An 11,947-nucleotide genomic window follows, 5' to 3' on the forward strand; every position below is an offset into this window, starting at 1 on the left:
CGGTCTCGCGGCGCAATGCTCAAACAAGATCAAACGCACGAAGCTTCCGCCCCCTAAGGGGTGCGGGTAACTTTCTTTTGGCCAAAGCCCCAAAAGAAAGTCACCAAAGAAAAATGCTTTTCCTTGACGAAGCTCCCCTGCGAGTACGCAGCTTGCGCCGGGATTTTTCGATAAGACGTCCCTGTCTTATCGAAAAACGGCGCACGTCCTGTGCGCCGCCCTACGGGTCTGCGGTTGCATCGTGAGTTCGGTACTGCGCCAAGCTTTGACAGCAACGGCAACGGCAACGGCAACAGCAACAGCAACAGCAACATAACCGTTGCCGTTGCCGTTGCCGTTGCCGTTGCCGTTGCTGTTGCCGTTGCTGTGCGCAGCCCCGCACTCGCGAAGGCGATAGAAGACCCGGAGGGCGGCGCGCAGGGATGCGCGCTGTTTTTCATCGGGACAGGGATGTCCCGTATGAAAAAGCCCCGCGGATGCTCCGATCGTGCGGGCCTGTGATTCAAAGAAAAGCATTTTTCTTTGGTTACCTTTCTTTTGTTGCTTTAGACAAAAGAAAGTAACCCGCCGCTTTAGTGGCGGAAGCTCTTGGCGTTTGATCTAGACCTAGACCTAGATCTTGCTTGAGCGATACGCCGCGAGACTGTTACGGCGCGGTCGCGGCTCGCGCCGCTTCTACCCTGGCGAAAATGCGTTGCTTCGACAGGCGACATCTGCCTTGTCGACTCACCGCGTCCCGTGGTCGCGGCTCACGCCGCTCCTACACGGGAAGGACAGATCTCATTCTGATGCGGTCGAACCCAGCGACGACAGCGCGAGTCCGGTTGCCGGCGAGATCAGCGCCCCAACACCCCGAACACCACCACCGCCGCGATCAACGCCGCCACCACCGCGAAGAAAATCTTGACCCAGCTGTAGGGCCGTTCGCCGGCGAGTTGCCCGGTGTAGCCGTTGGCCAACACCTGGAAGCTGCGCGAACCGTAGGTGTAGCTGACCAGCCAGACCGGGACCAGGATGTGTTTGAAGGTGCGGCCGCGATACGTGGCGTCGACCTGCAGGTTGCGTTGGGTGTCGCCGGGGACTTCGGCCGAGCACAGGCTGCGGGTCTGTTCCTGCATCGAGCTTTCGCTGAGCACCGAGGCGGCGCGCAGGTCGACCTGGTAGCGCTCGACGATCCAGCCGCGCACGAACTCGGGCGAATACGGCTTGAGGTCGCTGGTGGTCGGGAACTGGCCGATCTGTTCGAGCAGGTTCGCGTGCACGCCGACCGTACCGGGCACCAGGTCGTCGTCGAAGAAGTGCTGCAACGAGCCGGCCGCCGGTTCCCAGCGGGTGTGGCGCACCTGGCGGGTCTTGTGCTGGCCGTTTTCGGTGTAGCTCTCGGTCTCGTAGTAGTAATGACCCGCCTCGGCGGTCCAGTCCGCCGAGACGTGGGCGTCGAAGGTCCAGTACGGCAGGTATACGCCCTTGAGGGTGTCGGTCAGGGCGGCGTGCTTGAGCCGGTTCGGCGCGAACCAGCGCGTGCCGTACCACTTGCGGATGATGTCGCGCACCTGGCCGTCGCTGATCTTGAACGGCAGCAGGCTCTGCGGGGTGATCGCATCGCCGAGCGATTCGTGGTCGATCACCGCCGGCGAGCCGCAGAATTCGCAGCGCTGCGCGACCTTGCCGTCGACGAACACCGAGATCGCCTTGCAGCTTTGGCATTGCACTTCGCGGCGTTCGCCGCCGCCGCCGTAGCCGCGCTGGTCGCTGGGGTGCTGGGCGAGCGCGCTGACCAGATCCAGTTCCACGACCTGCTCGCCCAGCGCTTCTTGCGCAGGCGACCACGGCACGATCGTGCCGCAGTAGGGGCAGGCCAGGGACTGCTTGGCCGCATTCCATTGCAGATCCCCGCCGCACTCCGGGCAGGGATGCTTGCCGACGGTGGCGTTGTCCATCAGCCGCGCAGGAATTCTTCGAGTGCGGCCTTGGCGATGCGGGTGGCGCTGCCGATCTTGCGGGCCTTGAGCTCGCCTGCGGCGATCGCGGCCATGACGTCCTCGACCGAGACGCCGAGCGCGGCGGCGGCCTGCTCGGGCGTCAGCACCTCAAGCGCGTTGGCCGCCCCCGGCACCGGCGGCGGAGTCGCGCCGGCGGGGGCCTGCGCCTGCCCGCTCTGCATGCTGCGCATCATTTCCTGGGCGATGCCGAAGCCGACCGCCATCTGCGCCGGCACCGCGGCAGCCGCGCCGGCTTCGCCGCCCTGGCCCATGGCGTGGCCCATCTGGAACTTCACGTAGTCGTTGAGGTTGCCGACCACGCCCATGCTCGAGCGCGCGTCGATGGCCTTCTCGACTTCCGGCGGCACGGACACGTTCTCGAGCACGAAGGCGGTGATCTCGATGCCGTACTTGCCGGTCATGGCCGGGTTGATGATCGGCAGCAGCGCGTCGCCGAGTTCGCCGTAGCGCGAGGCCACGTCGAGCGCCGGCACGTTGGCGGTCGCCAGGGCCTCGGTGAACACGCTGACGATGCGCGAACGCATGGTGTCGGCGAATTCGTCGAGGCGGAAATTCTGGTCGGTGCCGGCCACTTCCCTGAGGAACTTGGGTGCGTCGACGATGCGGAAATCGTAGGTGCCGAAGGCGCGCAGGCGGACCACGCCGAAGTCGGCGTCGCGCATCATCACCGGGTTGGAGGTGCCCCACTTGTTGCCGGTGAACAGGCGCGTGTTGAGGAAGTAGACGTCGCACTTGAACGGCGAGTTGAAGCCGTACTTCCAGCCCAGGATGGTCGACAGGACCGGGATGTTCTCGGTCTTGAGGGTGTGCTTGCCGGGTCCGAACAGGTCGGCGTACTGGCCGGCGGCGACGAACTGCACCTGCTGCGACTCGCGCACGATCAGCTGGGCGCCGTTCTTGATCTCCTTGTCGTCGTCCGGGTAGCGGAACGACAGGGTGTCGCGCGAATCATCGGTCCACTCGATGATCTCCAGCAGCTCGCCCTTGATGAAACCCAGAATGCTCATGTCCCGCTCCCTGCCTGTGGTGCGGCGATTCTAGAACACGCTGGTTTAGAGCAGGCCGCTTTAGAGCAGACCGATCCAGGGCAAGCCGATCCGGAGCAGACCAATCCGGAGCAGACCAATCCGGAGCAGACCGATGTGAGGTCAGCGACGGTCGGCGGGCCCGGCCGGTGGGTCGGGTTCGGACCGTACCGGGGCCGCACGGGGGGAGGGCAAGGTGGACGCGATGCGACCGCCTGCCCGTGTCCCGGCCGGGCCCGCGCAACCCCGCGCCGCGCACGATGTTGCATCGCCGCGACGTCGCCTCGGCCGGGGCGCCGCCGGGTGACGAAATTTGTGCAATTCGTCGCGCCAGGGGCGCGAACCGACACACCCGGTATCGGTCCGGGCCGCGATGGGTGGCACACTCCATGTCTGACGCCTATCCCGGGGCCCCCAGCCAACCTGAACGCTTGACAAACGCGGCTCCGTAGCGCGTCCTATCGGGCGTGCGCCCGGCCCCGTATCGGACGGGTCTCGCGTACTTCAGGGGAGTTTTTGCCAATGATCGTCGCTAACAATGACCGGCGTAACAGCCGGCTGTCCGCTGTAATGCAGGTCTCCGCCGTGATCGCGCTGGGATGCGCGCTGGCGGCCTGCGGAAAGAAGGAAGACGCCGCGCCCGCCACGGACGCGGCGCCCGCGACCGCGGCCACCGCTCCGGCGGTGACGGCGCAGACCGCCGTATCGGCCAAGGTCTCGGCCTTGTCGGTCGAGCAGCTGCGCGAGGCCGCCCGCAAGGCCTATGTGGAGAACCGCCTGTACGCGCCGGCCGAGGACAACGCCGTCGAGTACTACCTCGCCCTGCGCGAGAAAGCCCCGGCCGACGCCGTGGCCTCGAGCGCGCTGACCGACCTGCTGCCGATGACGGTCATCGCGACCGAACAGAGCGTGGGCCGCGAGGACTTCGCCGAAGCCCAGCGCCTGGCCGCGCTGATCGAACGCGCCGATCCGCAGCATCCGGCGGTCGCCCGCCTGAAGGCCAGCATCGGCACTTCGCAGGAGGCCCTGGCCAAGCGCGCCGAGCAGGAAAAGCTGACCGCCGAAGAGCAGCTCAAGAAGCAGGCCGAGGTGGAGAAGCAGCGCCAGACCCAACAGCAGCAGCAACAGCAGCAGGCCGCCCAGCAACTGGCGACCCAGCAGGCCGCCGAACGCCAGGCGGCGACGCAGCGCGAAGCCGAGCAACGTGCGGCCGACCAACGCGCCGCCGAGCAGCGCGCCAGCGAACAGCGCAGCGCCGAGCGTCCGGCCGCGACCGAGCGTGCGGCGACGGCGTCGACCGCGACCCCGGCCAGCGAACTGCGCGCCGTGTCGACCCCGGCTCCGCGCTATCCGCCGGAAGCCCTGCGGGCCGGCCAGTCGGGCGAGGTCCAGGTCGAGTTCACCGTCGGCACCGACGGTTCGGTCACCGCCGCGCGCGTGGTCCGGTCCAACCCGGCCCGCGTGTTCGATCGCGAAGCCGTCAACGCGGTGCGCAAGTGGCGTTTCCAGCCGGTCCCGAGCCAGGTCACCACCCGGCGCACGATCGGCTTCAACCCGGGCGGTTGATCCGCGCGGCGTTCGCCGTCATCGCAGAACGAAAAAGCCCGGCGCAAGCCGGGCTTTTTCTTGGGTGCTGCCGGGTGCCGCAGCGATCGGGGTTCGATCCAGGGCCTCGCTGCCGCCGGCCCGGCCAGTCGACGCTGGCCGGCTCGACCAAGCCCGGCTCAGGCCTAGGCCGCCTACAGCGGCCGAATCAGCCCGAAATCGCCAGCGTCTCGTTGTGGTAACGGCGCACCGCCGCGAACCACAGCAGCGCCGCCAGGGCGAAGGCCGTGGCCAGGTATACCGCCCAGATCTGGCCCGAGATCGCCTCGCCGCGGATCACCTTGAGCAGAAGCTGGTTCTGCGCCAGGAACGGCACCGCGAACTGCCACAGCTGGGTCTTGAGCGGGTTGACCATCAACACGAAGGTCGGCAGCAGCGGCATCAGCATCAGCCAGGTGATGTGGCTCTGCGCTTCCTTCAGGCTCTTGGCCGCGGCCGAGAGATAGGTCAGCAGCGCGGTGCCGATGAACGACATCGGCATCAGGATCAGCAGCATCTGGCCGATCGCCGCCAGGCTGACGTCGAGCATCTGGCCGATGCCGCTGCTCATCTGCGAACTGAGCTTGAAGGCGAACAGGGTCAGCAGCAGCGACAGCAGGCCGAGGATGCAGGCCGCGGCGATCTTGCCGCTGACGATCGAGCCGCGCGAAGCCGGAGTGGCCAGCAAGGGCTCCAGCGACTGGCGTTCGCGTTCGCCGGCGGTGGCGTCGATGATCAGGTAAGCGCCGCCGATGAAGGACGTCATGATCAGCAGGTAGGGCAGCAGCGCCGACAGCACCAGGCCGCGCTTGGCCTCGGGCGTGGCGACGTCGCGGTCGCCGACGTTGACCGGCTGGGCGACCGTGGCGGCGATGCCGCGGGCGAGCAGGCGCAGCACGCCGACCTGGCGGCTGTAGCCCTCCAGCGCCGCGCGCACGCGCCGGCTCGGGATCTCGGCATCGCGGCGGGTGCTGTCCTGGACGATCTCGACCAGGGCCGGCTCGCCCTGCTTCCAGTTCTCGGCGTAGTCCTTGGCGACGATCAGGGCGACGTCGTGGTCCTGGTTCTGGATCGCCGCATCCAGGTCGGCCGGCGCCGGGATCGCGACGATGTTCTGGGTGGCGAGGAACTTGATCAGGTTCGGCGCGTGCTCGGCACCGCGCACCGGCACCCGCAGCTCGGTGTCGAGCTGGGTGCGCGCGCGGTTCTCGGCCAGCGCGCCCATGCCGAGCATCAGCAGCGGATACAGCAGCGGGCCGAGCAACAAGGCGATGGCGAGGGTGCGGCGGTCGCGCGAGATGTCGAGCAGTTCCTTGCGGATCACCGCCCACATGGCGGAAAAGGCGGCGGTGTTCATGCGTGCAGGCCCTCGTCGCTGCCGATCGCCTGGACGAAGGCGTCTTCGAGATTGTCCTGGCCGGTCTGCGCGCGCAGCTCGTCGGCGGTGCCGGCGGCCACGACCTGGCCTTTGGCGATGATGACGATGCGGTCGCACAGCGCCGCCACCTCTTGCATGATGTGGCTGGAGAAGATCACGCAGCGCCCCTCCTCGCGCAGGCCGCGCAGGAAGCCGCGCATCGCCCGCGTGGTCATCACGTCCAGGCCGTTGGTGGGCTCGTCCAGGATCACGTTGCGCGGGTCGTGGACCAGAGCGCGGGCGATCGCGGTCTTGGTGCGCTGGCCTTGCGAGAAGCCTTCGGTCTGGCGGTCGAGGATGTCGCCCATGTCCAGCGCCTGCGACAGCGCGCGGGTGCGCTCGTCGATCAGGCCGCGCGACAGGCCGTGCAGTTCGCCGAAGTAGGCGATGTTCTCGCGCGCGGTCAGGCGCTTGTAGACGCCGCGCGCGTCCGGCAGCACGCCGAGCGCGCGCCGCACCGCGGCCGGGTCGCGGCCGGCGTCCAGGCCGTCCACGCGCACTTCGCCGCGGTCGGGCCGCATCAGGGTGTAGAGCATGCGCAGGGTGGTGGTCTTGCCGGCGCCGTTGGGGCCGAGCAGGCCGGTGATCTGGCCGTCGCGGGCCTCGAAGTCGACGCCTTGCACGGCGTGGACGGTACCGGTCTTGGTCTTGAAGCTTTTATGCAGATCGTGAGCTGAAATCATGGCTTCCACGCGATTCGGTTATGAGGACGGGGAGTCGGAACGGCGAAGGTGGTCGGCACGGGGCGGTTTCATCGGACCGTCTCATCGAGCGGTTTCGTCGATTCCCGATTCCCATGGCCGATTCCCGGTTCTTACGGCTCCCAGCCGTTGAAAGAGACGAACGGCGGCACGTAGCCGAGCGCATCGAGGCAACGCGCATCGAGCTGCTTGGCGTCGGCGGTTTCGACGAACTGGCCGAGCAGCTTCGGGGTGCAGCCGATGCGCAGCGCGCCGTGGCCCTGGCCGCGCAGGATCAGATGACGGCCGTTCGCCAGGTGCTTGACCACCTGGTCGCCGTAGCGTGGCGGCGTGACCGGATCGAGTTCGCCCGACAGCAGCAGGGTCGGCAGGCTCGACTTGAACGGCGCGTGGAAATCCTTCGGGCGCTGCCCGGTCGGCCAGGCCTTGCACTGCGCGATCAGGGTCTTGCTCATGGCGTCGCCGATCACCGTGTCGGCATCGCTCGGATCGGGCTGGAGCAGGTCGACGTCCTCGGCGCAGATCACCGACAACTGCATGCCGTAGTTGAGCTCGTCGTTGAGCTGGCTCTCGATCATCTTCGACAGCGCCATCAGCGGCGCGTAGCGGCCCTGGTCGGCTTCGTTCAAGACCAGCGGCAACAGCGAAGCGGCTTCCGGCGCGTACGAGAACATCCGGGTCAGCATGCCGACCTGGACCGCGCTGATCGGCGCGCGCTTCTGCTCGCCGGTGTGCGGGTCGCGGTAATCGACCTCGACCGGCGTCTGCAGGCGCGCCATCAGCTGGCGCAGCTGTTCGCGCGGTTCGCCGCCGAAGCGTGCGCGGCAGGCCGGGATCTGCTGGCACAGCTTGAACTGCAGGGCGAGGGCGTTGTCGAGATTGCGCGCGTGCTCGCTGCCGAGCACGAGTTCGTTCGGCACCACGCCGTCGAGCACCACGCTGCGGGTGTGCTGCGGGTAGCGCGTGGCGTACTGCTGGGCGACGCGGGTGCCGTAGGACACCCCGACCAGGTCGATCTTGGCTGCGCCGATGGCCGCGCGCACGGCGTCGAGGTCGGCGATCGCGTCGCTGGTGGTGAAGCGGCTGGCGTCGACCTTGAGTTGCTTGGCGCAGAGCTCGACCGCCTGCACCGCGGCGTCGAACTGGGCGGCCTCGTCGCGGTGGGGCTGGTTATCGCCGCTGGCGTCGCGGCAGGCCAGAGGCGAGGACTTGCCGGTGCCGCGCTGGTCGATCAGGACGATATGGCGGTGTTTGCGCACTTCGCGGAAGGCGGCATCGACGCTCGGCCAGGATTCGGTCGCCGCCTGGCCGGGGCCGCCGGCGAGGAAGAACACCGGGTCCTCGGCGACGCCAGCCTCGTCGGTGGCCGGCAGCCAGGCCAGGTTGAGCTTGAGCTTGCGGCCCTTCGGCTCGGCGGCGTTCTCAGGCACCTCGAACTGCGTGCACTGCGCCGCGATGGTGCCGCTGGTGTAGGGCGTGGACAGGGTGCAGGGATCGAACACGATCCGGCCGTAGTGGCGCTTGATCGCGTTGCCGTCGCGGCCCTTGGAGTTGTTGTCGGCGGAGCCGGCCTGGCCGCAGCCGCTCAGTGCGGCCGCCGCGAGCATCGCGGCGAGTCCGACGACCGCGAGGCTGCGCGGTCGGTATCCGTATCGAAATGGGTGCATGTCCGTTTCTCGTTCCCAGGCGGTGCGCCTTCAAGAATGACAGACGGGCGCGATGGGAAAAATGTGACCGGACCGAAGCGACGGATTTCGATGCGGGGCTGCGCGCCCGCAATCGAGGCGGCGATGGAGCCGCTGCAGTGCCTCCAGGCAGGTGCCGCCAGGCCCGGCTCCGCGCTGCGGCGCCGGGTCGCGCGCTGGGCGCTTACTTCGAGGAGACGTACTTCTCGCGGCGGATCTGCGGCACCGGCAGGCCGTAGCCCTTGAGCGCCTCGAAGCAGGTGTCGACCATGTTCGGGTTGCCGCACAGGTAGGCGATGTCGCCGTCGGCGCTCGGCGCGAACTCTTCCAGGAACTGCTGGACGTAGCCGTGGCGCACGTCCGCGTGCGGCTGCTCGGGCAGCTCGCGCGAGAAGCAGGGCACGAAGCGGAAGTTCGGGTGACGGTCGGCGAAGGCGCGGAAGTCGTCGCCGTACAGCAGTTCGACCGGCGAGCGTGCGCCGTACAGCAGCACGACCTCGATGCTGCGGTCGCGGATCAGCGCTTCCAACTGCGGCAGCATCGCCCGGTACGGGGTCACGCCGGTGCCGGTGGCGATCAGCAGGTAGCGGCGATTGGTGTCGGCCGGGTTGAGGCAGAAGCGGCCGAACGGCCCGCTGGCCTGGACCAGATCGCCGTCGCCCATGCCCTCGAACAGGGCCGTCGCAGCGCCGCCGGCGACGTAGCTGACCGCGATCTCGACCGTCTCGCCCGCACCCAGGGCATGGTCGTGGATGTTCGCCAGCGAGTAGCTGCGCTTGGTCGCGGTGCCGTCGGCGTACTGGAAGTGAACCTGGATGAACTGGCCGGGGATGTAGTCCAGCGGCTCGCCGTCGTCGCGCAGGAAGACGTAGTGGCCGACGGTCGGGGCCAACATCCGGCGCGAAACGAGTTTGAGCGGAAACTGCTTCATGGAGATCGTGCTTCTGGATCGTGCCGTCTAAGGCGCGTGGGCGTTCGGACGCGTAGGGCGACCCGGGCGATGGTCGGTGCGGCCGTCTGGTGCAAAGTCTGGGGACTGTGCGGGGCTGCGCAACGCGGGAATTCGCAACAGTCTGTGACCGGAGCGCCACCGCGGGGCCGCCTATACTAAGGCATTCGCCGCGGGGCCCGCGGCCAGGCTTCCCGAGAACACTCCGAATGACCCAGTCCCAGGCCGCCTCCCCAGCGGCATCGGCCGAGCCGGTGCCGGCCCTGTGCGTGCGCGCATTGCGCAAGACCTACGACAACCGCGTCCAGGCCCTGAAGGGCGTGTCCCTGAACGTGGCCCCGGGCGACTTCTTCGCCCTGCTGGGCCCCAACGGCGCCGGCAAGTCGACTCTGATCGGCATCGTCAGCTCGCTGGTCAACCTCAGCGAAGGCTCGGTGTCGATCTTCGGCACCGACCTTGCGACCCAGCGCGAGGCGGCGATGCGTCTGATCGGGTTGGTGCCGCAGGAGCTGAACTTCAACATGTTCGAGAAGCCCATCGACATCCTCGTCAATTACGCCGGCTTCTACGGCGTGCCGAGGGCGGTGGCGCTGCAGCGCGCGGAGGAAGAGCTCAAGCGCGCCCAGCTGTGGGAAAAGGCCAACATGATGAGCCGCACCCTGTCGGGCGGCATGAAGCGGCGGCTGATGATCGCCCGCGCCATGATGACCCGGCCGCGCCTGCTGATCCTCGACGAGCCTACCGCCGGCGTCGACATCGAGATCCGCCGCGGCATGTGGAAGACCCTGCGCGAGATCAACGCCGCCGGCACCACCATCATCCTGACCACCCATTACCTGGAAGAGGCCGAAAGCCTGTGCCGCAACCTGGCGATCATCGACCAGGGCCGGATCGTCCAGCAGGGGCCGATGAAGACCCTGCTGGCGATGCTCGACGTCGAGGGCTTTCTGTTCGACATCGACGGCGTGCTGCCGGCGGCGCTGCCGCAGATCGAGGGCACCACCGTGGTCGCCACCGACGACCACACCCTCGACCTGGAAATGCCGCGCGCGATGGACCTCAACCGGGTCTTCGCCGCGCTCGGCGAGGCCGGCATCCGGGTGCGCTCGATGCGCACCAAGTCCAACCGCCTGGAAGAACTGTTCGTCCGCATGATCAACCAGCCCGAAGCCGCGCAGACGGAGACCGCCGCATGAGCCAGACCCTGCCCGCGGCCGTCGCCGAACCCACCCCGATGCGCCGCAACCTGGTCGCGCTGGGCACCATCGTCCGCCGCGAAGTGATGCGGATCCTGCGCATCTGGGGCCAGACCCTGGTGCCGCCGGCGATCACCATGACCCTGTACTTCCTGATCTTCGGCGGCCTGATCGGCTCGCGGATCGGCGACATGGGCGGCTACAGCTACATGGAGTTCATCGTCCCCGGCCTGGTGATGATGAGCGTGATCCAGAACAGCTACGGCAACATCTCCTCGAGCTTCTTCGGCGCCAAGTTCGGCCGCCACGTCGAGGAGCTGTTGGTCAGCCCGATGCCGAACTGGGTGATCCTGTGGGGCTACGTCGCCGGCGCGGTGCTGCGCGGGTTGATGGTCGGCGTGATCGTGCTGCTGATCGCCATGTGCTTCACCTCGGTGCGCGTGCCGCATCCGCTGGTGACCCTGACCACGGTGTTGCTCGGCGCGACGATCTTCTCGCTGGCCGGCTTCGTCAATGCGGTGTACGCGAAGAAGTTCGACGACGTCGCGATCGTGCCGACCTTCATCCTGACCCCGCTGACCTACCTCGGCGGCGTGTTCTATTCGGTCAAGCTGCTGCCGGCCTGGGCCGAGGCGGCGACCCACGCCAACCCGATCTTCTACATGGTCAACGCCTTCCGCTACGGCCTGCTCGGCAGCAGCGACGTGCCGTTGTGGGTGGCGTATGCGTTGATGATCGGTTTCGTGGTGGCGCTGTCGTCGTTGGCGTTGTGGTTGCTCAAGCGGGGCGTGGGGTTGCGCAGCTGAGGCTGCGCCTGCTGGAGGGTTTCGCAGCGCGGCATTCCGCCTTTGTAGGAGCGACGTGAGTCGCGACCGCGGGATGCGTAGAGGCGACGGCGCCGATGTTGCTCATCGAAGCGGCGTGCTTTCGCGAAGGGTAGGAGCGGCGCAAGCCGCGACCGCGCTGTAACGGGTTTTCCGCGTTTCGCTCAAGCAAGATCAGGATCAAACGCCAAAAGCTTCCGCCACTAAAGCGGCGGGTTACTTTCTTTTGTCATAAGCAACAAAAGAAAGGTAACCAAAGAAAAATGCTTTCTTTTGAATCACAGGCCCGCACGATCGGAGCATCCGCGGGGCTTTTTCATACGGGACCTCCCTGTCCCGATGAAAAACGGCGCGCATCCATGCGCGCCGCCCTTCGGGTCTTCGATTACCTTCGCTAGTGCGAGGCGACGCACAGCAACGACAACAACAACAGCAACCTTGCTGTTGCCGTAATGATTGGCGCAGTTCCGAACTCGCGATGCGACCGTAGACCCGGAGGGCGGCGCACAGGACGTGCGCCGTTTTTCGATAGGACAAGGATGTCCTATCGAAAAATCCCGGCG

At 67.2% G+C, this 11,947-nt stretch carries 10 protein-coding genes; 4 read left to right on the plus strand and 6 right to left on the minus strand.

The features are described 5' to 3' along the window. The first annotated feature begins 234 nt into the window (after window positions 1–234). Complete coding sequence (locus ACTJJK_RS11145; RefSeq protein ID WP_440730216.1) at window positions 235–501, plus strand: hypothetical protein; 267 nt, start codon at window positions 235–237, stop codon at window positions 499–501. 335 nt (window positions 502–836) lie between these two features. Here the strand turns inward: ACTJJK_RS11145 and ACTJJK_RS11150 are convergent, their stop codons facing one another. Both ACTJJK_RS11150 and ACTJJK_RS11155 read right to left on the minus strand, forming a co-directional pair. After that, window positions 837–1,940 carry a hypothetical protein gene (locus ACTJJK_RS11150; protein WP_440730217.1) on the minus strand — a complete coding sequence of 368 codons (1,104 nt, stop codon included), beginning with the start codon at window positions 1,938–1,940 and terminating at the stop codon, window positions 837–839. After that, entirely contained in the window at window positions 1,940–3,010 is a 1,071-nt protein-coding gene (locus ACTJJK_RS11155; protein ID WP_031374030.1) for an SPFH and helix-turn-helix domain-containing protein, read from the minus strand. Before ACTJJK_RS11155 ends, ACTJJK_RS11150 begins: the two co-directional genes overlap by 1 nt. Before the next feature lie 588 nt (window positions 3,011–3,598). On the opposite strand from ACTJJK_RS11155, the gene ACTJJK_RS11160 reads away from it, so the two are divergent. Continuing rightward, window positions 3,599–4,594 carry an energy transducer TonB gene (locus ACTJJK_RS11160; protein ID WP_152566405.1) on the plus strand — a complete coding sequence of 332 codons (996 nt, stop codon included), beginning with the start codon at window positions 3,599–3,601 and terminating at the stop codon, window positions 4,592–4,594. Between the two features lie 187 nt (window positions 4,595–4,781). Here ACTJJK_RS11160 and ACTJJK_RS11165 read toward each other — a convergent pair whose 3' ends face one another. The 4 genes from ACTJJK_RS11165 to ACTJJK_RS11180 all read right to left on the minus strand — a co-directional run bounded on the left by ACTJJK_RS11165 (window position 4,782) and on the right by ACTJJK_RS11180 (window position 9,346). Next, complete coding sequence (locus tag ACTJJK_RS11165; protein WP_440730218.1) at window positions 4,782–5,969, minus strand: ABC transporter permease; 1,188 nt, start codon at window positions 5,967–5,969, stop codon at window positions 4,782–4,784. Further along, entirely contained in the window at window positions 5,966–6,712 is a 747-nt protein-coding gene (locus ACTJJK_RS11170; RefSeq protein WP_031374027.1) for an ABC transporter ATP-binding protein, read from the minus strand. Before ACTJJK_RS11170 ends, ACTJJK_RS11165 begins: the two co-directional genes overlap by 4 nt. Before the next feature lie 131 nt (window positions 6,713–6,843). Continuing rightward, complete coding sequence (locus ACTJJK_RS11175) at window positions 6,844–8,397, minus strand: alpha/beta hydrolase (RefSeq protein WP_440730219.1); 1,554 nt, start codon at window positions 8,395–8,397, stop codon at window positions 6,844–6,846. 202 nt (window positions 8,398–8,599) lie between these two features. Next, window positions 8,600–9,346 (minus strand): ferredoxin--NADP reductase, encoded by a 747-nt coding sequence (locus ACTJJK_RS11180; RefSeq protein WP_440730220.1) that lies wholly within the window; start codon window positions 9,344–9,346, stop codon window positions 8,600–8,602. 227 nt (window positions 9,347–9,573) lie between these two features. Between ACTJJK_RS11180 and ACTJJK_RS11185 the strand changes: the two genes are divergently transcribed. Beyond that, a complete protein-coding gene (locus tag ACTJJK_RS11185; protein ID WP_051885402.1) occupies window positions 9,574–10,560 on the plus strand; it encodes an ABC transporter ATP-binding protein in 987 nt (328 codons plus the stop codon). Continuing rightward, entirely contained in the window at window positions 10,557–11,366 is an 810-nt protein-coding gene (locus tag ACTJJK_RS11190; protein ID WP_440730221.1) for an ABC transporter permease, read from the plus strand. The genes ACTJJK_RS11185 and ACTJJK_RS11190 overlap by 4 nt, the downstream gene beginning before the upstream one ends. The last annotated feature ends 581 nt before the right edge of the window (window positions 11,367–11,947 follow it).

Source organism: Lysobacter sp. 22409 (genome assembly GCF_052045105.1).
In the GTDB taxonomy this organism is placed as follows: Bacteria; Pseudomonadota; Gammaproteobacteria; order Xanthomonadales; family Xanthomonadaceae; genus Lysobacter; species Lysobacter antibioticus_B.

Excerpts from the sequence above, each read along its gene's own strand:
- ACTJJK_RS11180 (WP_440730220.1), bottom strand. The coding sequence starts at position 9,346 with ATGAAGCAGTTTCCGCTCAAACTCGTTTCGCGCCGGATGTTGGCCCCG.
- ACTJJK_RS11190 (WP_440730221.1), top strand. The coding sequence starts at position 10,557 with ATGAGCCAGACCCTGCCCGCGGCCGTCGCCGAACCCACCCCGATGCGC.
- ACTJJK_RS11170 (WP_031374027.1), bottom strand. The coding sequence starts at position 6,712 with ATGATTTCAGCTCACGATCTGCATAAAAGCTTCAAGACCAAGACCGGT.
- ACTJJK_RS11185 (WP_051885402.1), top strand. The coding sequence starts at position 9,574 with ATGACCCAGTCCCAGGCCGCCTCCCCAGCGGCATCGGCCGAGCCGGTG.
- ACTJJK_RS11165 (WP_440730218.1), bottom strand. The coding sequence starts at position 5,969 with ATGAACACCGCCGCCTTTTCCGCCATGTGGGCGGTGATCCGCAAGGAA.
- ACTJJK_RS11150 (WP_440730217.1), bottom strand. The coding sequence starts at position 1,940 with ATGGACAACGCCACCGTCGGCAAGCATCCCTGCCCGGAGTGCGGCGGG.
- ACTJJK_RS11160 (WP_152566405.1), top strand. The coding sequence starts at position 3,599 with ATGCAGGTCTCCGCCGTGATCGCGCTGGGATGCGCGCTGGCGGCCTGC.
- ACTJJK_RS11155 (WP_031374030.1), bottom strand. The coding sequence starts at position 3,010 with ATGAGCATTCTGGGTTTCATCAAGGGCGAGCTGCTGGAGATCATCGAG.
- ACTJJK_RS11175 (WP_440730219.1), bottom strand. The coding sequence starts at position 8,397 with ATGCACCCATTTCGATACGGATACCGACCGCGCAGCCTCGCGGTCGTC.